Origin of the sequence: Streptomyces sp. ICC1, assembly GCF_003287935.1 — a bacterium.
GTDB lineage: Bacteria > Actinomycetota > Actinomycetes > Streptomycetales > Streptomycetaceae > Streptomyces > Streptomyces tritrimontium.
In genome coordinates this window covers 4850362-4873133 of the sequence record NZ_CP030287.1, presented here as the reverse complement: position 1 = coordinate 4873133, position 22772 = coordinate 4850362, and the positions used below count along the sequence as shown (strand labels likewise).

The following is a 22772-nucleotide window of genomic DNA, read 5'->3' as shown; positions in this document are numbered from 1 at the left end:
TGGTGTGCCGTCACAGCGCGACCTTGCTACGAGGGCTCGCCCATGTGACGGCCCCGCGTCTGTCAGTGCTGCTCGGCGGAGCAGCGCTGACCTTGCACGACGGCGTCACCTGCCGGGCAGTGACCAGAAGGTCGCCGGCACACAGAACCCGGCGAACGCACTTCATGTGACCGGCGTCCGCAATCCCCACCGGCCCGCGGCATTGCCTACAACGACCTGCGCCGGTGGCTCACCTGCTTACCCACCTGCCCGACGGGCCATCCGGCCACGGCCCTGACCCCTCTGCACCCTCAACATGCCCGCGTAGAAGGCGTGTCGAGTGTGCATGCGCTGTCTCTTTCACACCTCTGACGCCCCCGACGGCCGATACAGTGTAGTTCTCGAGTGTGGCCAGTGGTTAAAGTATGTACCGGACGCGGTGCACCAAGCTACGTGTCAGACCCCCGGGCCCGCTCGGCTAAGACCGATCGGCCCGCCCGGCCTGCTCCGCGCGCTTGCGGCGCCGGTGCGCGGCGACCCGGGCCCGCGTGGCGCACGTGGAGGAGCAGAAGCGGCGGGCACTGCCGGGCCCGGTGCCGAGGAAGTAGCCGCCGCAGCCCTCGGCGGCGCAGGCGCCCCAGGCGACCCGTCCGTACTCGCTGAGCAGTCCGGCCAGCACCAGCGCGCCCGAGGCCAGGAACCAGCCGTCCCAGCCGGCCTGCTCCCCCCGGTCCACGTGCAGGTGCCAGGGGTGGCCGTCGTGCCGGGTGAGGCGGGGGCGGGTGCCGTACTCCTCGAACAGCGCGTTGAGGGCCCGTACCGCGCGGTCCTCGTCACCCTCCCCGAGCACCTCTCCCATCCGCCGGGCGGCGGCGCGCAGCGCGGCCGCGTCCTCCTCGGTGAACGCCTGCCCGGTGAGGTCTCCGGGGTGCTCCCCGTGCCGTTCGAGCAGCGACGCGAGCTCGGCGCGGGGAAGTTCCGGCGCGACGCGGACCGCTTCGGCGAGATCGACCAGCCGCCGGGCCGCCTGGAATCCCGACCCGGAATCAGCCATGCCCGATCCTTTCGCCCTACACCCGAATGACGTAACGTCTTGCTTCTCCATCACGTTACACGGCGAAAGGAGCCCGGGATGCGGGGGCTCGGACGGTACCTGGCCGCCGCGCTGGCCGCGCGGTTCGCCTCCGAGGGGATGGGCATGGCGGTGGTGCTGCTCGCCCTGCAGCGCACCGGGAGCGCGGCGCACGGTGCGTTCGTGCTGACCGCCTGGCTGGCTCCGCACGTGCTGGCGGCTCCGCTCGCGGGCGCCGCCGCGGCCCGGTCGCGCCGGCCCCGGCTCTTCCACGTGGGCGCCCTGGCGGGGTTCACCACGGCCGTGGCGGGCCTGGCCGTGCTGCTCGGGCGGGCGCCGACGCCCGTGGTGCTCGCCGTGGCAGTGCTCGGCGGCACCTGCGGGCCGATGGTGACGGGCGGGCTGTCGAGCCTGGTGGCGGGGCTGGTGCCGGCCGGTCCCGCGCGCGACCGGGCGTACGGCTGGGACGCCTCGACCTACAACGGCGCCGCGGTCACCGCCCCGGCGGCCGTGAGCCTGGTCGCGGGCTTCGGCTCGGCCGGACCCGCGATGGCGCTCCTGGCGGCTTCCGGCGTCCTGGCGGCGGTGCTCGCGGCGACCCTTCCGTACGGGAACCCGGGCCCCGGCGCCGGTGCGCCCCGGGCGGGCCTGGGCGCGGGCCTGGCCGCCCTGTGGCGGGTGCGGGAGCTGCGGGCCGTCACCTCGGCCACGACCCTGGCCTTCGTGGGCCTCGGGGCGCTCACCACCACCTCGGTCCTGCTGGCCGCCTCGCTCGGCAGCCCGGGCGGCGGCGGGGTGCTGATGACGGCGTTCGCCCTGGGCGCCCTGACCGGCTCCCTGACGCTGGGCCGGATCACGGCCGTACCGCCCGGCCGGCTGGCCCGCTGGGCCATGGCGGCGACCGGGGTGGCACTGACGGCGGCCGCGTTCGCCCCGTCCCTGACCCTCACGGCCGCGGCGTTCGCGGCCGCCGGGGTGTGCGACGGGCCGCTGCTGACGGCCACCTTGCGGATCCGCTCGGACTACGCGCCCGCCGGGGCGCGGACCCAGGTGTTCACCCTCGGCGCGGGGCTCAAGCTGACGGCCGCGGCGGTCGGCGCCGCCCTCGTGGGGCTCGCCGCGAAGGCACCGCCCTGGACGCTGCTGCTGGCGATCGCGGCCCTGCAGCTGGCCGCCGCGCTGCTGCACGCGCTGGTGGCAGCGCGCGGCCCCGTACGGACCGGGAAGGCCGGGGCGGATACCGGGGTGACGACCACCGCCCCGACCGCTACAGCGCCGTCGGCAGGTTCCGCCACAGCTCCGGCCGGTCCGCGGACTCCTGGAGCGCCTTGAGCGTGGCCGGGTGCGCAGCCGCGTACAGCTCCGGGTAGTCGATCTCGCCGAGCTCCGGGCGGACCGGGAAGGCCAGCTGTTCGCGGTCGAGGGTGAACTGGGCGTCCACACCGGGCTTGTTGCCCCGCGGGTCCACCCGGGCCCAGTCGGCACTGCCGGGCAGGCGCAGCGCGACGAGCCCGTGGATGGCCAGGTTCGACCCGTCGTCGTCGCCGAGGAGCTGGTAGCAGAGGCCGGCCGGGATGCCCCGGGCGCGCAGCAGGGCGGTCAGCGCGTGGGCTTTGGCGTAGCAGATGCCGTTGCGCGTGCCGATGACGTCGGAGGCGCGCCACGCGACCCGGTCATCTCCGGAGTCGGCGGAGTGCGGGATGGTGTCGCGGACGAACTCGAAGGCCGTCTTGGCGTATGAATATGCATCGCCCGTGGCCGTCCACAGGGCGTCGGCGGTCTCTTGTACCAGCGGATGCCCGTGATCGACCGCTTCGTCGGCCGCCAAGTAGACGGCAAGGTCAGTATGCTCCTGGATCAATTCCATGATCCAGGAGCATACTCATGCAGAGCTCTGCATGCCTATAGATTTTTGCGCTCGAATGAGACGGCCTAGCGGGCCAGCTCTTCCTTGAGGGCCTGGAGGAAGCCGTCCACGTCCTCCTCCTGGGTGTCGAAGCTGCACATCCACCGGACGTCGCCCGCGATCTCGTCCCAGAAGTAGAAGCGGTAGCGCTCCTGCAGCCGCCGCGTGACCTCGTGCGGCAGCCGCGCGAACACCGCGTTCGCCTGCACCGGGTAGAGGATCTCCACCCCGTCGGTCGCGCGCACCCCGGCTTCCAGCCGACGCGCCATCGCGTTGGCGTGGCGGGCGTTGCGCAGCCACAGGTCCTTCGCGAGGAGCGCTTCGAGCTGCACCGACACGAAGCGCATCTTGGAGGCGAGCTGCATGGACATCTTGCGGATGTGCTTCATCTGCCGGACGGAGTCCGGGTTCAGCACGACGACGGCCTCGCCGGCCATCATCCCGTTCTTGGTGCCGCCGTAGGACAGCACGTCCACACCGACCGCGTTCGTGAAGGTGCGCAGCGGCACGTCGAGCGAGGCCGCGGCGTTGGATATCCGGGCGCCGTCGAGGTGCACCTTCATGCCCTTGCCGTGCGCGTGCTCGCAGATCGCCCGGATCTCGTCCGCGGTGTAGACCGTGCCGAGCTCGGTGTTCTGGGTGATCGAGACGACCTGCGGCATCGCGCGGTGCTCGTCCTCCCAGCCCCAGGCCTGCCGGTCGATGAGCTCGGGGGTGAGCTTGCCGTCCGGGGTGGGGACGGTGAGCAGCTTGAGCCCGGCCATCCGCTCGGGCGCACCGCCCTCGTCGACGTTGATGTGCGCCGACTCGGCGCAGATCACCGCGCCCCAGCGGTCGGTGAGGGCCTGCAGGGCCGTCACGTTGGCGCCGGTGCCGTTGAAGACCGGGTAGGTCTGCGCGTCCGGGCCGAAGTGGCCGCGGAAGATCTGCTGCAGGTGCTCCGTGTACTCGTCGTCGCCGTAGGAGACCTGGTGGCCCCCGTTGGCCAGCGCGACGGCCGCCAGGATCTCCGGGTGCACCCCGGCGTAGTTGTCGCTGGCGAAGCCGCGCACCGCCGGGTCGTGGTGCCGGCGGGCGTCGGTCTTCGCCTGGGACTTCCTGATCGCGGTCCTCACGGCAGCGGTCTTCACGGTTGGGGAGTGAGCCACAGACGCTGTCCGTTCACATCGGGTGCGGGCCGCTCCCATACGCCGGCGATGGCCTCGGCCAGCTCCTTGACGTCGGTGAAGCCCGCGAACTTCGCAGTGGGACGCTCGGCGCGCATCGCGTCGTGCACCAGTGCCTTGATGACCAGGATCGCAGCCGCGGCCCCCGGGCCGTCCTCGCCCCCCGCCTTGCGGAAGGAGTCGGCCATCGCCAGGGTCCACGCTTCGGCGGCCGCCTTGCCCGCGTTGTACGCGGCGTTGTTGGCGACCGGCTTGTGCGCACCGGACTGGCTCACCAGGACGTAGCGGCCGCGGTCGCTGCGCAGCAGTCCGTCGTGGAAGGCGAGCGAGGTGTGCTGGACGGTGCGGATGAGGAGCTTCTCCAGGAAGTCCCAGTCCGCGAGGTCGGTGTCGGTGAAGGTGGTGCTGCCGCGCCAGCCGCCGACGAGGTGGACGAGGCCGTCGAGGCGGCCGTACTCCTTCTCGGTCTGCTCGGCCCAGGCCTTGGTGGCGGCCAGGTCGAGCAGGTCCACGGTGTCGCCGGTGATGGTGGCGCCGCCGTGGGCGTAGCGCGCGGCGTCCACGGCCTCGGCGAGGCGCGCCGGATCCGCGTCGGACGCCACGACCACCGCACCCGCCTCGGCGAGGCGGAGCAGGGTGGCGCGGCCGGCGGGCCCGCCGGCCCCGGCCACCGCGACCACCGCTCCATGGAGCTTTCCGTTGCCGTTCCCGGAGCCGTTCATCGGTGCAGCCTCCTGAGGGCGAGTGCTCACGCGGCCACTCGCGGTGCGTCGTCGGACTTCGGGGCGGTGATGCCCTTCGTCGAGGCGATCACTCCCTTGAGCTTCTTGGCGAGCGCCTCATAGAACATGCTGAGCGGAAACTCGTCCGGAAGCACGTCGTCCACGAGCTTGCGCGGAGGCTGCGTCAGGTCCAGGGCGTCGGGGCCCTTGGCCCACTTGGATCCCGGGTGCGGGGCGAGGTAGGTGGCGACCAGCTCGTAGGCCTTGAACCAGTGGACGAGCTTCGGGCGGTCGATCCCGGCCCGGTAGAGGTCCTCGATCTCGGCGCACAGCTGGTTGGTGACCTGCGGGGCCCGCATCCAGTCGATCTTCAGCTTGTTGTCCGTCCAGCGCACCACGTCGTGCTTGTGGAGGTACGCGAAGAGGAGCTGGCCGCCGAGGCCGTCGTAGTTGCGGTTGCGGTCGCCGGACACCGGGAAGCGGAACATCCGGTCGAAGAGGACGGCGTACTGCACGTCACGGCCGTGCTCGTTGCCCTCGGACTCCAGCTTCACGGCCTCCTTGAAGGCGGTGAGGTCGCAGCGCAGCTCTTCGAGGCCGTACATCCAGAACGGCTGGCGCTGCTTGATCATGAAGGGGTCGAAGGGCAGGTCGCCGTGGCTGTGGGTGCGGTCGTGGACCATGTCCCACAGGACGAAGGCCTTCTCGCAGCGCTCCTGGTCCTCGACCATGCGGGCGATGTCCTCGGGCAGCTCGATGCCGAGGATGTCGACGGCGGCCTCGGTGACCTTGCGGTAGCGGGCGGCCTCGCGGTCGCAGAAGATCCCGCCCCAGGTGAAGCGCTCCGGGGCCTCGCGCACGGCGATGGTCTCGGGGAAGAGCACGGCGGAGTGCGTGTCGTAGCCCGGGGTGAAGTCCTCCAGGGTGATGCCGAGGAAGAGCGGGTTGTCGTACCGGGTGCGCTCCAGCTCGGCGAGCCACTCGGGCCACACCATCTTCAGCACGACGGCCTCGAGGTTGCGGTCCGGGTTGCCGTTCTGGGTGTACATCGGGAAGACCACGAGGTGCTGGAGCCCGTCGGCACGGTGGGCCGCCGGGTGGAAGGCCAGCAGGGAGTCGAGGAAGTCCGGCACTCCGAAGCCGCCGTCGGCCCACTTGCGCAGGTCGGCGACGAGGGCCTGGTGGTACGTCCGCCCGTGCGGCAGCAGCGGCGACAGCGCCTCGACGGCCGCGATCACGCGCTCGACCACGGTCGGGGCGGCGGTGCGGGCGTGCGCGCCCTGGGACTCGAAGTCGATGGAGCCGTCGGCCGACTGCCAGGACCGGATCTCCTCCACGGCGGCCTTGAGCTCGGGCCACGCCGGGTGGTCCACCACCCGTCCACCGGCGGTTATCACGGCACCGCCGATACCCGGCACAAGAGTTTCCGTCATGTCACTTCCTCCACAGGAGAACCTCACGTCAGGGCAGCGTAAGCATGCGAGGCTCTCCTGTTCAAGAGGAGATGCGGGAAATTATCCTGCGTCACCCCCAGGTCCACCGAAATTCTTCCCGTCCTCGCGCGTGGAGCCGACCACTTCGCCCCGTCGCGCCATGGCACGGCGGGGCGATGGCGGTACGCCGACCGGCGTACCGCCTACGCGCTGCGGCCCGGCTCGTCCGCGAAGTGCGGGATGACCTTCTCGCCCCACTGCCGCAAGGTCTCCATACAGGCCTCCTGCGGCACCGTCCCCATCTGGATCAGGCACATGACCTCGTCGGCCCCCGCCTCCCGCAGCCGCTCGACGTACGCGATCGCCTCGTCCGCGCTCCCGTAGGCGTGGTCCGCGTTGAAGGTGGCCGTGGACGTGGGCCGCACCGGGATGTCCAGCTCGTGCAGCCGGGCGACCACCTGCTCGGCGGCCCTGCGCATCTCCCCCTCCTCGTCGGCGCCCGCCACCACCGCCTCGTCCGGGACGCCCGCCCCGCCGTACCAGTGGCCGATGGACTGCGCGAAGAACCGCTGCCCCCGGACGCCGATCCGGTGCGCCTCCCGCGGATCGTCGAGCACGATCGTCGGGCAGAGCACCGCGAAGTGGTCGTTGACGACCGTGGAGACGAAGCGGCCGCCGTCCCGGCCCGCGATCGCGGCGTCGTAGACGGCGCGCATCCCCGCGACGGACTCCGGCCCGGCGAATCCCATCACCAGCGCCCCGATGCCGAGCTCGGCGGCCTGCACCAGGGTCTCGGCCCGGCTGCACGCGAGGAACAGCGGCGGGTGCGGGGTCTGGCTCGGACGCGGCAGGATCGGGTGCGGGTCGATGTCGATGAGTTCCCCGTGGTACTCCAGCTCCTCCTCCTGCCAGGCCTTCCCGATGATCCGCAGCGCCTCCTCCACCTCCGCCGTGGTGCGGTCCTTGTCGACCCCGCACAGCGAGGTCTCCTGCGCGGTCCCGCCGCGCCCCGCCCCGAGGTCGACGCGCCCGCCGGACAGCAGGTCGAGCATCGCGGCCCGCTCGGCGACCCGGACGGGGTGGTTGAAGCCGAAGGGCATGCAAACGACTCCGTGTCCGATGCGTATGGTGTTCGTCCGGGCCGCGACGAAGCTCAGAAAGATTTCCGGGGCGGACATGTGGGCGTACCACTTCAGGGAGTGGTGCTCGACGGCCCAGATCCGGTCGAATCCCATCTGTTCGGCGAGCACCGCCTGCTCCACACAGTCACGGATGACCTGGTGCTCGCGCTCCACGGTCGGGTCGGCCAGCTGTGCCTCGAAGATGACGGAGAACTTCACTTATGCCTCCAGGGTTGCGTCCCGTGCCCGGTCTCACTTCAATTCGAAATATGACTAGTAGTCAGACCTCGAAGAAGCAAGACCTTCCACCGACCGCGTGGGCCGTCCTCGGCCTCCTCTCCTTCCCCGGGGAGCGGACGGGCTACGAGCTGAAGAAGTGGGCCGACTCCTCCCTGCGCTTCTTCTACTGGTCCCCGGCCATCAGCCAGATCTACGCCGAACTGCGCCGCCTGGAGGAACTCGGCTACGCGGCCTCCGTGCGCTCGGGGCCCGAGGAGGTACGGGCCAAGCGGCGCTACGCCATCACCGGCGCCGGGCGCGAGGCGCTGGCCGGCTGGGCCTCCGACACCGCCGAGGCCGGCCCCCCGGTGCTCAAGCACGGGCTGCTGCTGCGGGTCTGGCTCGGGCACCTGGCCGAGCCCGAGCGGCTGCGCGCGATGGTCGGGGAGCACCTGGAGCGGACCACGGAGGAGCTGGCGGCCGTACGGGAGGCCATGGAGCACGCGGCCGCCGAGCCGGACTGGGCGTTCCCGACCCTCGCCCTGCGCTGGAGCGAACGCCAGCACCTGGCCGAACTGGAGCTGGCCCGGGCGCTCTTGGCGGACCTGGAGGGCCTGGCGGACCCCGCACCGGGCGGGCCGGCGCCGGGGTCCGGGCCGGAGCGTCAAGGCGATGGGGGCGCGCCCACGCCCGGGTGACACGACGGGCCCCCTCCGGGGCGCCCGAGCCCCGCCGCGCCCGGCGGGAAGCGGCCGGCCGGCACCCGGGCGTCCCGCAGCGACGGTCCCATCGGCCGCGCGGCGCACTAGCATTCGTCTTCGACCACGCGCGGCCGGCCGGGACACCGCGACCGCGCGGGGAGCCGCCGTCGACGGAAGCGAGAGAACCTTGACTTTCCTCACCATCGGTCACCGCGGGGTCATGGGTGTCGAACCCGAGAACACCTTGCGGTCGTTCGTCCGCGCGGAGCGTTCCGGCATGGACGTCGTCGCCCTGGACCTGCGGCTCAGCAAGGACGGCGCCCTCGTCGTCCTGCACGATGCCGAGGTCGACCGAACCACAGACGGCTCCGGAGCCGTCGCCGACCTGACCCTGGCCGAACTGCGCGGGCTGGACGCCGGGGACGGCCAGCAGGTGCCGCTCCTGGAGGAGGTCCTGGACGCGGTCCGGGCCCCGCTCCGCGTGCAGGTCCACGACCTCTCCGCCGTCGGGGCGTTCTCGGAGCTGCTGCTGCGCCGCGATCTGACCGGGCGGGTGGAGGTGGCCTCCTTCAGCGACGAGGTGCTCGCGGAGGCGGCCCGGCTGGTGCCGGGCGTCCGCACCGTGCTCTACGCGAACCAGGGCACGGCGGACGCCGAAGCGGCCGTCGCCCGGGCCGTCGCCGCGGGCGCGGAAACGATCGCCCTGAACATCCAGCACCTCACCCTGCACACCGTGGAGGCGGCGCACGCGGCCGGGCTGCTCGTGACGGGCTGGACGGTCAACTCGCTGGAGCGGCTGCGCCTCGCGCGGGCCCTCGAACTCGACGGCGTGCTCACCGACTTCCCGGAGATCCGCTCCACGGGCCGGTTCACCGCCTGAGGTCCGGGGCCGCGGGACACCCCGCGGCCCGCACCGGACCGAACCGAACGGAACCCGAACAGGCCCTGACCTAGAGCGACTTGACCAGCAGCTCGAAGGCCAGGTCGTCACGGAGCGGGACACCGAAGCGCTCGTCCCCATAAGGGAAGGGGCTCATCTCACCAGTGCGTTCGTACCCGCGGCGCACGTAGTAGGCGATGAGCTCCTCCCGTACGTTGATCACGGTCATCCGCATCTCCTTGGCCGCCCACTGCTCGCGGGCCAGCCGCTCCGCCTCGGCCATGACCTCCTTGCCGAGGCCGCCGCCCTGCATGCCGGGGCGGACCGCGAACATCCCGAAGTAGACGTGGTCCTCCCGGTGTTCGAGGTGGCAGCAGGACACGATCTCCCCGCCGCGCTCCACCACGAGGAGCATCCCGTGGGGATGGTCGACGATCCCGGCCACGCCCTCGGCGTCGGTGCGCTGCCCGTCCAGGTAGTCCGCCTCGGTGGTCCAGCCCGCGCGGCTCGCATCACCGCGGTACGCCGATTCGACGAGCTCCACGAGCGCCGGGATGTCCGCCTCCACGGCACTGCGGAAGGTCAAGGCCCGGGGGTCGGCGCTCTGCATCGGGGAATCCGTTCTGTGGTGTGACGGCTGGCACTGCGGCGGGCCGGCGCACGAGGTGCGGGGCGCCCGCACACAGAGCCTAGCCTCGGGCCGCGTGTGGCCCGCACAACAGGGGCATCTCTTCCGGTGAAGCCGACGAACCGGGAGGTTCCGCCGTGCACGGTCCCGCCATGTCCCTCTCCACCTCCGTCTCCGCCTGGCTCCTCGTCCTGCTCTGCGCGGTGAGCGGCGCGTACTGCCTGTGGCGGGCGGGCAGATCCGGCGGCGGGAGCGCGGCCGCCGGGGAGGCCGCGATGGGCTTCGGCATGGCCCTGATGGCGGTGCCCCTGGGAACCGGCGGCGGCTGGCAGGGGCCGGCGCTCGGCACGGTCTTCTGCGGCGCGGCGCTGCACGCGCTGTGGCTGCTGCGCACCGGGCCCCACCACGCGCACCACCTCGTGGGCTCGCTGACCATGGTCTACATGGCCCTGGCGCCGGGAGCCGGCCCGGGGCACGGCCACGGCCAGGGGGCCGGGCTGCCGCTGCTGACCGGGCTGCTGCTGCTCTACTTCGCCGGCTACGTGGTCCTGGGCGGGGCCCGGCTCGTCACGGTGGGCGGCGCGGGCGTCCCGGCCGGGGCGGCCGGGCCGGCCGGGTCTGCCGGGTCTGCCGGGGCCGCCGAGGTGGTCCGGGCCTGCCGACTGACCATGGGGATGGGGATGTTGGCGATGCTGCTCACGATGTGAGGCCGGGCGCGGGCGCCGGGCGGGGCGGACGTGTGCTCCGTCACCCTTCTCCCGGACCATACCCGCAGGTAGCCGCGCGCTCATAGGCTGGACCCATGATGGTCCCCGCCGTTCTCCTGCTGCTCGGCGCCCTGACCGCGGTGCTCGCGCCCCGGCTGCTGGCCCGGGCCGAATGGCCCGAGCACGAGCCCGTCGTCGCCCTGTGGGCGTGGCAGTGCGTGGTGGGCGCGGTGCTCCTGTGCTTCGCCCTGTCGATGCTGCTGAGCGCGGCCGGCGCCTGGCCTGCGGTACAGAAGCGGCTGTTCGCCCCCGCCCCCAGCGGGGTGGTCGACGCGTACGCGCTCGGCGCCGCGGGCGGCCCGTGGGCCACCGGGACCGCCCTGGCACTGGCGGGCGGCGGGCTGTGGACGGGCGCGATGCTGGCCCGCGAGATCCTGCGGGCCCGCTCCCGGCGCCGCGCGCAGGACGCCGAACTGCTGCTGCGGGCGCCGCTGCTGCCCGGGGAGGAGGCCGCCGGGGCGCGCCTCGTCGTACTGGAGGCGGAGCGGCCCGACAGCTGGTGGCTGCCCGGGCCGACCCCTCAGCTGGTGGTCACGACGGCGGCGCTGGGCCGGCTCAAGGGCAGCCAGCTGGACGCCGTGCTGGCGCACGAACAGGGGCACGCGGCCGCCCGGCACGACTGGCTCCTGCACTGCTCGCGGGCGCTGTCCGGGGGGTTCCCGCGGATCCCGGTGTTCGCCGCGTTCGAGGCGGAGATGCACCGGCTGGTGGAACTGGCGGCCGACGACGTGGCCTCGCGGCGGTACGGGCGGCTCACCATCGCCCTGGCCCTGATCGGCCTGAACGAGGACCGCGGGGTCTTCGGCCCCTGTCCGGCCCCGGAGGCGCACGTACCGCGGCGGGTCCGGCGGCTGCTGGCGGCCGCGCCCCGGCTCCCGGCGGTCCGGCGGATGCGGCTGACCGCGCTGGCCACCCTGGCCCCGGCGATCCCCCTGCTGGTGGCGTTCGGGCCGGGTCTGAGCACGCTGGCCTAGGCCGTCTCTTTTGGATCTTGTCGGCCGAGCCCGCGGCGTCTGGTGCCGTGCATGGCAAGGCGGAGGGGCGTTGCGTGTACTGGACGTACTCGGGCGTCCCGACAACGCGGCCAGGCGCGGTGCCGGGCGTCGCGGGCCCGGCAAGATCCGAAAGAGCCGGCCTAACGCGTGCGACGCGGTACGCGCGCCGGCCGCTCGCGGTTGCGCGGGGCCGCGTCGATGCCGAGCCGGGCCCGGCGCTCCAGCCGGTGTGCGACCACCTCGCCGAGGGGCGTGTCCGCGGACTTGCGCCACTGGCCGGTCCCCCGGCGGGCGAACCGCACCTCCGAGTCGTCCACCGTCCCGCCCGCGCGGCGGTCGCCGGGGACGGCGTGCCCCGGGTGCGAGGATCACCGTATGCGGAGCGATCGGTCACGGCTGCGGCGTACCCGGCTCGGCTGGGCGCTGCTCGCGGCCGTCGCCGTTCTGACGGCCCTGGTGGCGGCCGGTTGGCAACCGCTCGCGTCCTGGGACGAGCGGATCGCGCGGAGCCTGCACTCCCACGCCGTCTCCCACCGCGGGGTCACCCACCTGATGCGGGTGCTCAGCGACTGGATCTGGGATCCGTGGACGATGCGGGCCCTGGCCGCCGCCGCCTGCCTCTGGCTGTGGCGCGGGGGCGAGGGCCGGTGCGCGCTGCGGATCGCCCTGGTCGTGCTCGGCGCCTCGGTGGTTCAGCAGGGGCTGAAGGCGTGGGTGGGGCGGGAGCGTCCGGTGTGGCCGGATCCGGTCGACTCGGCGCATTTCTCCGCCTATCCGTCCGGCCACGCCATGACGGCGAGCGTGGTCTGCGGCCTGTTCCTGTGGCTGGTCCCCCGCGGGGCCCCGGGCCGCCGCTCGGCTCGCGCCGCCCGGGTGCTGGTGCCGGTCCTGGCCGCGGTCTCGGTCCTCGGGGTCGGTTTCACCCGGCTGTACCTCGGCGTCCACTGGTTCTCGGACGTCCTGGCGGGCTGGCTGCTGGGCGCGGCCCTCGTCCTGCTCGCGGCGGCGGATGGTGTCTGTCCGGGGCGATCCCCCGTGTCGCCCCGGACAGACGCTCCAGCGCGCTGAGTATACTGGCTCCGAGCCAGTCAACGCAGGAGCAAGCATGTCCCCGCGCAGCGCATCGGTCAATGAAGAATTGCGCAGGCGTTCCCGGGAGCGGCTGCTGCAGGCCACGGTCGAGCTCGTGGCCGAGCGTGGCTACGAGGCCACCAAGCTCGGCGACATCGCCGACCGGGCGGGCGCCGCCCGGGGCCTGGTCTCGTACTACTTCCCCGGCAAGCGGCAGCTGCTGCAGTCCGCCGTGCACCGCCTGATGCACCTGACCTTGGAAGCCGCGCTGGAGCGCGAGCCGCGGCCCGATGGGCCGGACGCCGGGCGGGAGCGCCTGGCGCGCGCCATCGACGCGATCCTCGGGCTGGCCCGTGACCAGCCCCGGCTGATGCGGACCCACATGGCGGGCATCCTGCAGGCGGAGGGCTTCGTCCGGTGCGTGGAGCAGCAGCGGCTCGCGGAGCTCCTGCGGGACACCGTCGTACGGTACGGCTCGGCGGACGCGGACACCGACTACCCGATGCTGCGGGCCCTGTTGATGGGGGCGGTGGTGGCGGTGCTGCTGCCGGGTGCGCCGATGCCGGCGGCGCGGCTGCGGGCGGAACTGTTCCAGCGGTACGGGCTGGACTGGGAGCTGGGTGTCCCGCCGGACGGCGGACCGCCCGGCGGAACGTTTCCCTCGCCGCGTCAGCGGTAGTCGGGCTGGGTCTGCACGTTGAGCCGGTCCATCCGCACCCACTTGGCGCTCTCGGTGCGCCAGTCGTCGAGCCTGAGCACGTCGAGGCCCTTGGCGATGTCGTTCGAGTAGATGTGCCCGTTGTAGTAGTACGCGGACCAGGATCCCCCGAGGCCGAGCTTGTCGGTGCTCAGCGGCCCCCGCTCGAAGTAGGCGATCTCCTTGGGACGGGTGGAGTCGGTGAAGTCCCAGACGGAGATGCCGCCCTGGTACCAGGCCTGGACCATGATGTCGCGGCCGCCGCCGACGGGGATCAGCGAGCCGTTGTGGGCCACGCAGTTCTCGGTGTCGGCCTGGTGGCGCGGGATCTTGAAGTAGCCCTTGAAGGCGAGCTTGCGGTGGTCGCCGCGGCCGGTGATGTCATAGATGCCGTCCGCGCCCCGGGTGGGGCCGGTGGCCTCGTTGCAGGTGGCGCCGACGCCGCCGCCCAGCTCGTCGGTGAACACCACCTTGTCGGCCCGCTCGTTGAAGGTGGCCGAGTGCCAGAACGCGAAGTTGACGTTGTCCTGGACCCGGTCGATGACGCGCGGCTGCTCGGGCCTGCTGATGTCGAAGAGGATGCCGTCGCCCATGCAGGCGCCGGCGGCGAGGTTCTTGGAGGGCAGCACGGTGATGTCGTGGCAGCCCGTGGTCTTGGAGACGCCCGGGTTGGTGGGCGCGCCCGGGTTGCCGCCGTCCGGGAAGAGGACGGGGAAGGCGACGACCGACGCGCCGGTCGGGTTCTTCTTGGGCACCTTCACGATCGAGATGCCGTCGTGCGGCGGCTTGCAGTCCGGGAACGCGTCGTTCGGGGAATACGAGGAGACGTAGAGGTAGACGTCCCGGTTTCCCGGCACCAGCGTGTGGGTGTGTGAACCGCACGCTGTCTCGACGGACTTGATGTACTTGGGGTTCTTCTTGTCCTTGATGTCGAAGATCTTGATGCCCTCCCACGAGGACTTCTCGGTGGCGGGCTGCGAGACGCTGCTGCAGGAGTCGTCGCTGCGCGAGGAGTCGGTGGAGAGGAAGAGCAGGTCCCCGTGGACCGAGATGTCGTTCTGCCCGCCGGGGCAGAGCACTTCGGTGACGGTCTTCGGCGCCTTCGGGTTGCCGATGTCGTAGATGGTGAAGCCGTTGTAGCTGCCCGCGTAGGCGTACTTGCCCTGGAACGCCAGGTCGGAGTTGATGCCGGCCGGGTCGGTGCTGGGTATGTTCGCCAGGTGCTTGATGTTCCTGCTGTGGACGATCTCGTCCTGGCCCGGGATCTCTCCGGGCGCGAGTTCCCGGCTCTCGCCGGCCGCGGTGCCGGTGGTGCCGGCGCCCTGCCGCGCGCCCGCACCCGGGAGTAAGTCGCCCGGGTCGGGCGTGGCGGCCGCGGGTCCGGCCGCCAGGAGCGTGGCGAGGAGGCCGGCCGCCGCCGCGGCCACCCCCAGGGATCCGCGCCGCGCTCTGCTGGTCTGCATCGAGGTCACTGTGCCCTCCCATGAGTCCGGTCGGTTCCGCCCGTGGTGGGAACGGAACGCGGACCCCGGCAGTATGGTCCTTTGCATGGACATGGCGAAAGTGTTACTCGGGCGAATCGTCGGAGCGGCCCTGGCCGTCGGACTCCTGCTCCCGCTCACCGGCTGCCGCGACTCCGCCGGGGCGGCGGCCGGGGCGGACGCGGCGGCGCAGGGCGAGGCGGGGGTGATCGCCCCCGGCAAGCCCGGCGAGAAGGCGCGCACGATCTCCCCGGAGCAGGCGGCCCGGGAGCTGCCCGACGACAGTCCCAACGCGGTGGACCGAGCCTACGTGCGGCGCATGACCGAGCACCACAGGCAGGCCCTGGCCATGAGTGCCCTCGCCCCGTCCCGGGCCTCGGCCGACGGGGTCAAACGGCTCGCCGAGCGGATCACGGCCGCGCAGCAGCCCGAGATCGGGGCGATGGAGAAGTGGGCGGCCCTGCATCCCTCGCCCGCCACCGGGGCGGACGGCCACGACCACGCGGCCATGCCCGGCATGGCCACCGAGCAGCAGCTGGCGGAGCTGACCGCGGCGACCGGGGCCGACTTCGACCGGCTCTTCCTCACCCTGATGACCGCCCACCACGAGGGCGCGCTGAAGATGGCCGGCGAGGCGCTGGCCTCGGGCAACAACGTCGCCGTCGAGGAGATGGCCACCGAGGTGGTGGCCGTTCAGAGCACCGAGATCCACCGGATGCGCTCGATGGGCTGACGGCCCGGGCACCCGGTGTCATGCTGGGGAACACCTGCGGGAGGAGCTCCGCCGTGCTTCGTATCGCCGTCGTCGGATCGGGCCCCAGCGGGGTCTACGCCGCTCAGGCACTCGTACAGCAGCGCGAGGTCCCGGGGGTGCGGGTCGATGTGCTCGACCGGCTGCCCGCCCCCTACGGGCTCGTGCGGTACGGGGTGGCCCCCGACCACGAGAAGATCAAATCGCTGCAGGGCAGCCTGCGGACGGTGCTGGAGGACGAGCGGATCCGCTTCCTCGGGAACGTCGAGGTCGGCGGGCCCGAACTGTCCACCGGCAGGCTCCTCGAGCTGTACCACGCGGTGGTCTACTGCGTGGGCGCCGCCCGGGACCGGCTGCTCGGCATCCCCGGCGAGGACCTGCCCGGCGTGCACTCCGCCACGGCCTTCGTGGCCTGGTACAGCGGGCATCCGGACGCGGCGGCCGAGGCCTTCGGACTGTCCGGGGTGGATTCGGCGGTCGTGGTCGGGGCGGGGAACGTCGCGGTCGACGTGACGCGGATCCTGGCCCGGGGCGTACCGGAGCTGTCGCCCACCGACATGCCGCAGCCGGCGCTGGCCACGCTCGGGGAGAGCGCGGTGCGCGAGGTCCACATGGTGGCCCGACGCGGGCCCTCGCAGGGGAAGTTCACCACGAAGGAGCTGCGCGAGCTCGGCACGCTGCCGGGCGTGGACGTGCGCGTGGACCCGGTGGAGATGGCCCTGGACCCGGCGTACGCGGACCCGGGCGCGGCCCTGCCCGCGGCGAACCGGCGCAACGTGGAGGCGCTGCGCGGCTGGGCGGCGGCCCCGGCGGACGGCGGCGGGCGCCGCATCGCGCTGCGGTTCTTCCTGCGCCCGGTGGAGGTGCTCGGCGGCGAGCAGGGCCGGGTCACCGGGATGCGCTTCGAGCGGACGGTTCCCGACGGCCGGGGCGGGGTCACCGGGACGGGCGTCTTCGAGGACGTCCCGGCGCAGCTGGTGCTGCGCTCGGTGGGCTACCAGGGCGTCCCGCTGCCCGGCCTGCCCTTCGCCGAGCGCACCGGTACGGTCCCGCACGCGGCGGGCCGGGTGCTACGGGCCGGCCGCGCCTCGCTCGGCGAGTACGTGGCGGGCTGGATCAAGCGCGGCCCGACCGGGGTGATCGGCACGAACCGGCCCTGCGCGAAGGAGACGGCGTCCTCCCTGCTCCAGGACGCGGGGGCGCTGGCCCGCCGCGTACGGGACGGGGACCCCCTGGACGCGATGCGGGCGGCGGGGCTGCGGCCGGTCGCGTGGCCGGGGTGGCTGGCCATCGAGACGGCGGAGGCCGACCTCGGGCGCTCCCTCGGCCGCCGCTCCGTCAAGATCCCGGACTGGCCGGGCCTGCTGTCGGCCGCGGACCGGGCGGACCCCACCCCGAAAGAGACGGCCTAGACCCGGTCGCGCGCCTCTTCGGCGGCGGCCGCGGTGAGGACGCTGTCGAGGAGTCCGGGGAACAGCTCCGCCAGCTCGGTGCGGCGCAGTCCGTTGAGTTTGGCGGTGCCGCGGTAGCACTGGCGCACGACACCGCTCTCGCGCAGGACCCGGAAGTGGTGCGTGGTCGTGGACTTGGTGACCGGGAGATCGAAGTACGAGCAGGCCAGCTCGGCGTCCGTGGCCGCGAGGTCGCGGACGATGGACAGCCTGACCGGGTCGGAGAGGGCGTGCAGGACGCCTTCGAGCCGGATCTCGGCGGCCTCGGGGTGGGCGAGGACACGGGCCGCGTCACGTACCGTCATGTCCGTACTCCACTCGCTCGGGTGATCCTGGGTCGAGGCCCATCGTACGAGAACCGTCGTAGGACCGGAGGCGATCCGGAGGGGATCCGGAGGCGATCCGGTGGGAATGCGGCGCGGGGGGCCGGTGCCCGCGCCGCACCGGTTCACCAGGAGCGGTGGTACTGGTCGGGCGTACGGGCCTCCGCGCCGAGCTCGGCGGCCGCACGGCGGGCCCAGAACGGGTCGCGCAGCAGCTCCCGGCCCAGCAGGACGGCGTCGGCCTCGCCGTTGGCCAGGATCTTCTCGGCCTGCTCCGGTTCGGTGATCAGGCCCACCGCGGCGACCGGGAGGGCGGTCTCGGCCTTGACCCGGGCCGCGAAGGGCACCTGGTAGCCGGGGCCGACGGGGATCGTCCCGCCCGGGGCGAGGCCCCCGGTGGAGACGTCGAGCAGGTCCACGCCGTGCTCCCGGAGCAGCGCGGCCAGCCGGACGGTCTCGTCCGCGGTCCAGCCGTCCTCCTCCAGCCAGTCGGTGGCGGAGATCCGGAAGAACAGCGGCAGTTCCTCGGGCCACACCGCGCGTACGGCGTCGACGACTTCGAGGGCGAGACGGGTGCGGTTCTCGAAGGAGCCGCCGTACGCGTCGGTGCGCTTGTTGCTGTGCGGGGAGAGGAACTGGCCGATCAGGTATCCGTGGGCGCCGTGGATCTCGACGACCTGGTAGCCGGCGGCGAGCGAGCGCCGGGCGGCGGCCGCGAACTGCTCCACGACCTCCCGGATCTCCCCGTCCGTCAGCGCGTGCGGGACCGGGTGGCCCTCGGCGAAGGGCACGGCGCTCGGGGCGCTGGGCTGCCAGCCGTGGGCGTCGGGGCCGACGGGGCGCCCGCCCTTCCAGGTGCGGTCGGTGGAGGCCTTGCGGCCGGCGTGGGCGAGCTGGATGCCCGGGACCGTACCGCTGGCCTTGAGGAAGGAGGTGATCCGGCGCAGGGCCTCGACCTGGGTGTCGTTCCAGATCCCGAGGTCGTACGGCGAGATCCGCCCCTCCGGGGAGACGGCCGTGGCCTCCTGGACGATCAGGCCCGTGCCGCCGGTGGCGCGGGCCGCGTAGTGCGCGAAGTGCCAGTCGTGGGCCACTCCGGCCTCCGGCCCGAAGGCCTCGGCGCTGTACTGGCACATCGGGGCCATCCACACGCGGTTCGGGATGGTGACCGAGCGGATGGTCCACGGCTGGAACAGGGCGGCGAAGGCAGCGGGGGCAACGGGGGCAGCACTCATGAGGGCTCTCCAGAGGTGACCGGACGCGCACCGGGGATCGGCGGCTAAGTACGAGATTCACCGTACTACGAAATCTCTCGTAGTACGAGACTTGCCGTAGTACGAGACCTGCCGTAGTACGAGAGTGGCCGTACGACTGGACCCGCCCCGCGCGCGGCGACCGGCCGCTGTCAGTGGCCGGGTGCAGACTGGCCCAAAGGCTGCCGTGCAGGACAACGACGTCCGGAGGTGTCGGCCATGACCGACGTGGTATTGCTCGCGGGAACCCGCAAGGGGCTCTTCATCGGCCGCCGGAGCTCCGGCGGCACCTGGGAGTTCGGCGAGCCGCATTTCAACGCCCAGGCGGTCTCCGCCGTCGCCATCGACCGGCGCGGTGCGGCGCCCCGCCTCCTGGTCGGCGGGGACAGCGCGCACTGGGGCCCCTCCGTCTTCAGTTCCGACGACCTGGGCGCGACCTGGCGGGAGCCCGCCGCAGCCGCCGTGAAGTTCCCCCAGGACACCGGCGCCTCCCTGGAGCGGGTCTGGCAGCTGCATCCGGCCGGCCCCGAGGCCCCGGGCGTGGTCTACGCGGGGACCGAGCCGGCCGCCCTGTTCCGCTCGGCCGACGGCGGCGATTCCTTCGAGCTGGTCCGGCCGCTGTGGGAGCACCCGACCCGGGACAAGTGGGTGCCGGGCGGCGGCGGCGAGGGCCTGCACACCGTGGTCACGGACCCGCGCGACGCGGATCTGGTCACCGTCGCAGTCTCCACGGCCGGCGTGTTCCGCACCACGGACGGCGGGGCGAGCTGGGCCCCGTCCAACGACGGGGTCTCGGCGGTCTTCCTGCCCGATCCGCATCCCGAGTTCGGGCAGTGCGTGCACAAGATCGCCCAGGACCCCGGGAACACGGACCGGCTGTACCTGCAGAACCACTGGGGCGTCTACCGCAGCGACGACGCCGGGGGCCGCTGGACCGACATCGGCGCCGGGCTGCCCTCGGACTTCGGCTTCGCGGTGGCCGCCCACCCGCACCGGCCGGACACCGCCTACGTCTTCCCGCTCAACGCCGACTCCGACCGGGTCCCGGCGGAGCACCGCTGCCGGGTCTTCCGGACCCGGGACGCGGGCGCCTCCTGGGAGCCCCTGACGAAGGGGCTCCCGGCCGGCGACCACTACGGAACGGTGCTGCGCGACGCGCTCTGCACGGACGACGCGGACCCGGCCGGGATCTACTTCGGCAACCGCAACGGCGAGCTGTATGCCAGCCAGGACGACGGGGACAGCTGGCAGCTGTTGGCCGAGCACCTCCCCGACGTCCTGTGCGTACGGGCCGCCGTGCTGGACTAGCCGGTCCGAGCCGGTCCGAGCCAGGTCCGGCCGTCAGCCGGTGAGGCGGCCGGCCTGGCTCACGGCCTGCGCCAGCCGGCGCACGTCGGGGTCCTCGGTGCGTCCGGCCACCCGGTCCGCGTGCCCGGCCAGGGTGCCCAGCGGCAGCGCACCCGGCAGCCGCTCCCAGCCGCCGTCCCGTTCGCGCAGCGCGGAGGCGAAGTAGGCGGCCACCGCGGTGACCTGGAGGCGCGGCGGCGCCTCGGTCCACAGGTCGCGCCACAGCGCCGCCGCTTCCACCCGGCCGGACTCCTCGTGCGCCACCCGGGTGCGCGGGTCCAGCCAGCGCACCGTCGCCGTCGCCAGGTGCCCGGCCGCGCCGGGGCGCAGCCGCACCGCGTACAGGGCGGTCACGGTGTGCCCGGAGCCGACCTCGCCGCCGTCCACGCTGTCGTCGCGGAAGTCCTCGTCGGCGACGCGGCGGTTGTCGTAGCCGATCAGCCGGAACCGCTCGACGGCCTGCGGGTCGAAGGCGACCTGCGCCTTGGCGTCGCGCGCCCGCAGCTGCACCTGTGCCGGGAGATCGTCGCAGAAGACCTTGCGCGCGCCCTCGACGTCGGAGACGTCGGCGGTGTGGCCGTCGCCTCGGTCGGCGAGCCGCTCCATGAAGGCGTCGTTGTACTCGCTTCCCACGCCCACGCCGAACAGGGTGATCCCGTGCTCCGTGCGGGCCGAGGAGATCCGCTTCAAGATGGCGTCGGCGGAGGTGGCGCCGGTGTTGGCCAGGGCGTCGGAGAGCAGGACGACCCGGTTGGTGGCGCCGGGCCGCACCGCCTTGACCGCGACGTCGTACCCGCGGGTGACGCCGGCCTCCACGTTGGTGGAATCGGCGGTGGTCAGCGCGTCGACGACCTCGTGGATCCGCTCGCGGTTGCCTTCGACGCGGGTCATCGGCAGCCGGGTCCGGGCCTTGCCGCTGAAGGTGACGACGGCGACCGAGTCGTCTCCGCGCAGCCGCTCGGTCATCAGGTTCATGGAGCTGCGGACGAGGTCGAGCCGGCCGGGCTCGGCCATGGAGCCGGAGACGTCCACGACGAAGGTGAGGGCCGCGGGCGGCCGCCCGGCCTCGCCGCCCCCGGTGTCCGCCCCCTGGTTCGCGGAGCGGGTGGCGAGTCCGACGCGGACCAGCGCCCAGTCGGGGTCGGAGGTACGGGCTCCGTCGACCGTGACCGAGAAGCCGTCCCCGGCGGGCTCCCGGTAGTGCTGCCGGAAGCTGTTGACGAACTCCTCGGGCCGCACGGTGGCGGGGTCGGGCAGTTCGCCGTCGGCGAGGGTGCGCCGGGCGTACCCGTAGCTGGCCGTGTCCACGTCGAGCGCGAAGGTGGAGAGGTAGTCGGCGGGCGGTGCGGTGGAGAGCCTCCCGTCGCTCTCGCCCTCCGTGTAGCCCCCTCCGGCGGAAGGGGCGGCGGGCCCCGGCCGGGCCTCGCCGCCCTGCCCCCCCCGGGCGGCGATCAGCCTGCCGTACCTTCTCCTGCCGCCCCCATGGTGCTTCATTCCGTCTCCCCTCAACGTCATCGGTGCTGCATGTGGCCTTCTGGTATGGACGGCCAGGTGAAGACCTTCCTCACCGACAACGGCATCCTCGACATCGAGCAGCGCGGCACCGACCCGGCGAAGGCCTGGGACAACGTCAAGAAGCTGGTCGACGACAAGATCGACCAGTAGCGGGGCCGCGCGCGTCCCGCCGCCGCCCACGAGCGGCGGCGGGCCGTGCCCGTCCGCACCACCGCACGCATCGACCTGGAAGGACGCCCCCGTGGCCACCTCCGTACGGGCGACGGGTGGCGGCTCCCCGCCGCCCGCAGCACAGAACCCGGACCCCGACGCCAGCCCCGTCCCGGTCTCCGGCTCCGGCTCCGGCTCCGGCAAGCGGCGGTCCGCCGGCCGCAGCGGCCGGCGCAGCACGCTCTACCGCCTGGACCTGAAGGCGGCCCCCTACGCCTTCATCGCCCCCTTCTTCCTCACCTTCGCGGCCTTCGGGCTCTTCCCCCTGGTCTACACGGGCTGGCTGTCGCTTCACCGCGTCGAACTCGGCGGCAGCGCGCAGTGGAAGGGCCTGGAGAACTACACCTCCCTGGCGACCAGCGAGTTCTTCTGGAACGCCCTCGCCAACACCCTCACCATCGGCGTGATCTCCACCGTTCCCCAGCTGCTGATTGCCCTCGGCCTCGCGCACCTGCTCAACTACACCTTGCGCGGCCGGGCGTTCTTCCGGGTCGCGGTCCTCGCCCCGTACGCCACCTCGATCGCGGCGGCGACGCTCGTCTTCGCCCAGCTGTTCAACACCGACTACGGCCTGATCAACACGGTGCTGGGCTGGGCGGGCTTCGACCCGGTCTCCTGGGAGTCCTCCAAGTGGCCCGCACAGATCGCGATCTCGGTGATCGTCACCTGGCGCTGGACGGGCTACAACGCGCTCATCTACCTGGCGGCCATGCAGGCCGTGCCCCAGGACCTCTACGAGGCCGCCGCGCTGGACGGGGCCTCGCGCTGGCGCCAGTTCCTCAGCGTCACCATCCCGTCCATCCGGCCGACGATCCTCTTCACGATCGTCGTCTCCACCATCGGTGCCACCCAGCTCTTCGGCGAGCCCATGCTCTTCGGCGGCAGTGTCGGCATCAGCGGCGGCAGCGGGAACCAGTTCCAGACGCTGAGCCTGCTGATGTACGAGAAGGGCTGGGTGACGGGCGCGCTGGGCCAAGCGTCCGCCATCGCCTGGGTCATGCTCCTGCTCCTCCTGCTGATCGGCGGCCTCCAGATGCTGATCACCCGTTCGCACCGCAAGCGCAAGAAGCCGGGGAGCTGAGCT

24 protein-coding genes are annotated in these 22772 nt (G+C 72.9%); 12 read left to right on the top strand and 12 right to left on the bottom strand.

Annotation, left to right across the window (positions count from 1 at the left end; translation table 11 throughout):
• Window positions 1–457: 457 nt before the first annotated feature.
• Window positions 458–1033 carry a CGNR zinc finger domain-containing protein gene (locus DRB96_RS23000; protein ID WP_112450162.1) on the bottom strand — a complete coding sequence of 192 codons (576 nt, stop codon included), beginning with the start codon at window positions 1031–1033 and terminating at the stop codon, window positions 458–460.
• Window positions 1034–1111: 78 nt separating this feature from the next.
• Between DRB96_RS23000 and DRB96_RS22995 the strand changes: the two genes are divergently transcribed.
• Window positions 1112–2383 (top strand): MFS transporter, encoded by a 1272-nt coding sequence (locus DRB96_RS22995; protein ID WP_112450161.1) that lies wholly within the window; start codon window positions 1112–1114, stop codon window positions 2381–2383.
• Here the strand turns inward: DRB96_RS22995 and DRB96_RS22990 are convergent.
• From DRB96_RS22990 to DRB96_RS22970, 5 genes are all read right to left on the bottom strand, one after another.
• Complete coding sequence (locus DRB96_RS22990; RefSeq protein WP_112450160.1) at window positions 2319–2918, bottom strand: transglutaminase family protein; 600 nt, start codon at window positions 2916–2918, stop codon at window positions 2319–2321. The genes DRB96_RS22995 and DRB96_RS22990 overlap by 65 nt on opposite strands.
• Window positions 2919–2983: 65 nt before the next feature.
• Window positions 2984–4072, bottom strand: a complete 1089-nt coding sequence (locus tag DRB96_RS22985; protein WP_239516294.1) for a low specificity L-threonine aldolase — start codon at window positions 4070–4072, stop codon at window positions 2984–2986.
• Window positions 4073–4083: 11 nt separating this feature from the next.
• Window positions 4084–4845, bottom strand: coding sequence for an SDR family oxidoreductase (locus DRB96_RS22980; RefSeq protein ID WP_112450159.1), 762 nt, complete (start codon window positions 4843–4845; stop codon window positions 4084–4086).
• A gap of 26 nt (window positions 4846–4871) precedes the next feature.
• Window positions 4872–6278: a DUF6421 family protein gene (locus DRB96_RS22975; RefSeq protein WP_112450158.1), complete on the bottom strand. Its 1407-nt coding sequence runs from the start codon at window positions 6276–6278 to the stop codon at window positions 4872–4874.
• A gap of 203 nt (window positions 6279–6481) precedes the next feature.
• On the bottom strand, window positions 6482–7618 hold the full coding sequence (locus DRB96_RS22970; protein WP_112450157.1) for an LLM class flavin-dependent oxidoreductase: 1137 nt from the start codon (window positions 7616–7618) through the stop codon (window positions 6482–6484).
• Between the two features lie 50 nt (window positions 7619–7668).
• Here DRB96_RS22970 and DRB96_RS22965 point away from each other — a divergent pair, with 50 nt between their 5' ends.
• On the top strand, window positions 7669–8316 hold the full coding sequence (locus DRB96_RS22965; protein WP_204357798.1) for a PadR family transcriptional regulator: 648 nt from the start codon (window positions 7669–7671) through the stop codon (window positions 8314–8316).
• 190 nt (window positions 8317–8506) lie between these two features.
• A complete protein-coding gene (locus tag DRB96_RS22960) occupies window positions 8507–9199 on the top strand; it encodes a glycerophosphodiester phosphodiesterase family protein (RefSeq protein WP_112450155.1) in 693 nt (230 codons plus the stop codon).
• Between the two features lie 70 nt (window positions 9200–9269).
• Here DRB96_RS22960 and DRB96_RS22955 read toward each other — a convergent pair whose 3' ends face one another.
• A complete protein-coding gene (locus DRB96_RS22955) occupies window positions 9270–9809 on the bottom strand; it encodes a GNAT family N-acetyltransferase (protein WP_112450154.1) in 540 nt (179 codons plus the stop codon).
• A gap of 170 nt (window positions 9810–9979) precedes the next feature.
• On the opposite strand from DRB96_RS22955, the gene DRB96_RS22950 reads away from it, so the two are divergent.
• Both DRB96_RS22950 and DRB96_RS22945 read left to right on the top strand, forming a co-directional pair.
• Window positions 9980–10534, top strand: a complete 555-nt coding sequence (locus DRB96_RS22950) for a DUF5134 domain-containing protein (protein ID WP_112450153.1) — start codon at window positions 9980–9982, stop codon at window positions 10532–10534.
• Window positions 10535–10629: 95 nt separating this feature from the next.
• A complete protein-coding gene (locus tag DRB96_RS22945) occupies window positions 10630–11568 on the top strand; it encodes a M56 family metallopeptidase (protein WP_112450152.1) in 939 nt (312 codons plus the stop codon).
• 161 nt (window positions 11569–11729) lie between these two features.
• Here DRB96_RS22945 and DRB96_RS43145 read toward each other — a convergent pair whose 3' ends face one another.
• A complete protein-coding gene (locus DRB96_RS43145) occupies window positions 11730–11906 on the bottom strand; it encodes a hypothetical protein (RefSeq protein ID WP_162688693.1) in 177 nt (58 codons plus the stop codon).
• A 58-nt stretch (window positions 11907–11964) separates the two neighbouring features.
• Here DRB96_RS43145 and DRB96_RS22940 point away from each other — a divergent pair, with 58 nt between their 5' ends.
• The gene (locus tag DRB96_RS22940) at window positions 11965–12657 is read left to right on the top strand and encodes a phosphatase PAP2 family protein (protein ID WP_112450151.1); all 693 of its coding nucleotides are present in this window, start codon (window positions 11965–11967) and stop codon (window positions 12655–12657) included.
• A gap of 37 nt (window positions 12658–12694) precedes the next feature.
• A complete protein-coding gene (locus DRB96_RS22935) occupies window positions 12695–13339 on the top strand; it encodes a TetR/AcrR family transcriptional regulator (RefSeq protein ID WP_112450150.1) in 645 nt (214 codons plus the stop codon).
• On the opposite strand, the gene DRB96_RS22930 is transcribed toward DRB96_RS22935, so the two are convergent.
• On the bottom strand, window positions 13330–14820 hold the full coding sequence (locus DRB96_RS22930) for a hypothetical protein (protein WP_112450149.1): 1491 nt from the start codon (window positions 14818–14820) through the stop codon (window positions 13330–13332). The genes DRB96_RS22935 and DRB96_RS22930 overlap by 10 nt on opposite strands.
• Window positions 14821–14905: 85 nt before the next feature.
• Between DRB96_RS22930 and DRB96_RS22925 the strand changes: the two genes are divergently transcribed.
• Both DRB96_RS22925 and DRB96_RS22920 read left to right on the top strand, forming a co-directional pair.
• Entirely contained in the window at window positions 14906–15571 is a 666-nt protein-coding gene (locus tag DRB96_RS22925) for a DUF305 domain-containing protein (RefSeq protein WP_204357797.1), read from the top strand.
• Between the two features lie 53 nt (window positions 15572–15624).
• Window positions 15625–17001, top strand: coding sequence for an FAD-dependent oxidoreductase (locus DRB96_RS22920; RefSeq protein ID WP_112450148.1), 1377 nt, complete (start codon window positions 15625–15627; stop codon window positions 16999–17001).
• Here DRB96_RS22920 and DRB96_RS22915 read toward each other — a convergent pair.
• Together DRB96_RS22915 and DRB96_RS22910 are read right to left on the bottom strand one after the other, a co-directional pair.
• Window positions 16998–17345: a helix-turn-helix domain-containing protein gene (locus tag DRB96_RS22915; protein ID WP_112450147.1), complete on the bottom strand. Its 348-nt coding sequence runs from the start codon at window positions 17343–17345 to the stop codon at window positions 16998–17000. The two genes, DRB96_RS22920 and DRB96_RS22915, sit on opposite strands and share 4 nt — an antisense overlap.
• 143 nt (window positions 17346–17488) lie before the next feature.
• A complete protein-coding gene (locus tag DRB96_RS22910; protein WP_112450146.1) occupies window positions 17489–18598 on the bottom strand; it encodes an NADH:flavin oxidoreductase/NADH oxidase in 1110 nt (369 codons plus the stop codon).
• Between the two features lie 237 nt (window positions 18599–18835).
• On the opposite strand from DRB96_RS22910, the gene DRB96_RS22905 reads away from it, so the two are divergent.
• On the top strand, window positions 18836–19924 hold the full coding sequence (locus DRB96_RS22905) for a sialidase family protein (RefSeq protein WP_112450145.1): 1089 nt from the start codon (window positions 18836–18838) through the stop codon (window positions 19922–19924).
• Window positions 19925–19957: 33 nt separating this feature from the next.
• Here the strand turns inward: DRB96_RS22905 and DRB96_RS22900 are convergent, their stop codons facing one another.
• Window positions 19958–21457: a von Willebrand factor type A domain-containing protein gene (locus DRB96_RS22900; protein ID WP_239517754.1), complete on the bottom strand. Its 1500-nt coding sequence runs from the start codon at window positions 21455–21457 to the stop codon at window positions 19958–19960.
• 45 nt (window positions 21458–21502) lie between these two features.
• On the opposite strand from DRB96_RS22900, the gene DRB96_RS45985 reads away from it, so the two are divergent.
• Entirely contained in the window at window positions 21503–21628 is a 126-nt protein-coding gene (locus DRB96_RS45985; RefSeq protein WP_275432011.1) for a hypothetical protein, read from the top strand.
• Between the two features lie 91 nt (window positions 21629–21719).
• Window positions 21720–22769, top strand: coding sequence for a sugar ABC transporter permease (locus DRB96_RS22895; RefSeq protein WP_112450143.1), 1050 nt, complete (start codon window positions 21720–21722; stop codon window positions 22767–22769).
• Window positions 22770–22772: the final 3 nt, after the last annotated feature.

Coding starts and splice junctions, on each gene's coding strand:
- DRB96_RS22990 (WP_112450160.1), bottom strand. CDS start 2,918: ATGGAATTGATCCAGGAGCATACTGACCTTGCCGTCTACTTGGCGGCC.
- DRB96_RS22945 (WP_112450152.1), top strand. CDS start 10,630: ATGATGGTCCCCGCCGTTCTCCTGCTGCTCGGCGCCCTGACCGCGGTG.
- DRB96_RS22900 (WP_239517754.1), bottom strand. CDS start 21,457: ATGAAGCACCATGGGGGCGGCAGGAGAAGGTACGGCAGGCTGATCGCC.
- DRB96_RS22905 (WP_112450145.1), top strand. CDS start 18,836: ATGACCGACGTGGTATTGCTCGCGGGAACCCGCAAGGGGCTCTTCATC.
- DRB96_RS22955 (WP_112450154.1), bottom strand. CDS start 9,809: ATGCAGAGCGCCGACCCCCGGGCCTTGACCTTCCGCAGTGCCGTGGAG.
- DRB96_RS22965 (WP_204357798.1), top strand. CDS start 7,669: ATGACTAGTAGTCAGACCTCGAAGAAGCAAGACCTTCCACCGACCGCG.
- DRB96_RS45985 (WP_275432011.1), top strand. CDS start 21,503: ATGGACGGCCAGGTGAAGACCTTCCTCACCGACAACGGCATCCTCGAC.
- DRB96_RS22915 (WP_112450147.1), bottom strand. CDS start 17,345: ATGACGGTACGTGACGCGGCCCGTGTCCTCGCCCACCCCGAGGCCGCC.
- DRB96_RS22935 (WP_112450150.1), top strand. CDS start 12,695: ATGTCCCCGCGCAGCGCATCGGTCAATGAAGAATTGCGCAGGCGTTCC.
- DRB96_RS22975 (WP_112450158.1), bottom strand. CDS start 6,278: ATGACGGAAACTCTTGTGCCGGGTATCGGCGGTGCCGTGATAACCGCC.
- DRB96_RS22930 (WP_112450149.1), bottom strand. CDS start 14,820: ATGCAGACCAGCAGAGCGCGGCGCGGATCCCTGGGGGTGGCCGCGGCG.
- DRB96_RS22910 (WP_112450146.1), bottom strand. CDS start 18,598: ATGAGTGCTGCCCCCGTTGCCCCCGCTGCCTTCGCCGCCCTGTTCCAG.
- DRB96_RS22980 (WP_112450159.1), bottom strand. CDS start 4,845: ATGAACGGCTCCGGGAACGGCAACGGAAAGCTCCATGGAGCGGTGGTC.
- DRB96_RS23000 (WP_112450162.1), bottom strand. CDS start 1,033: ATGGCTGATTCCGGGTCGGGATTCCAGGCGGCCCGGCGGCTGGTCGAT.
- DRB96_RS22925 (WP_204357797.1), top strand. CDS start 14,906: ATGGACATGGCGAAAGTGTTACTCGGGCGAATCGTCGGAGCGGCCCTG.
- DRB96_RS22995 (WP_112450161.1), top strand. CDS start 1,112: ATGCGGGGGCTCGGACGGTACCTGGCCGCCGCGCTGGCCGCGCGGTTC.
- DRB96_RS22950 (WP_112450153.1), top strand. CDS start 9,980: ATGTCCCTCTCCACCTCCGTCTCCGCCTGGCTCCTCGTCCTGCTCTGC.
- DRB96_RS22940 (WP_112450151.1), top strand. CDS start 11,965: ATGCGGAGCGATCGGTCACGGCTGCGGCGTACCCGGCTCGGCTGGGCG.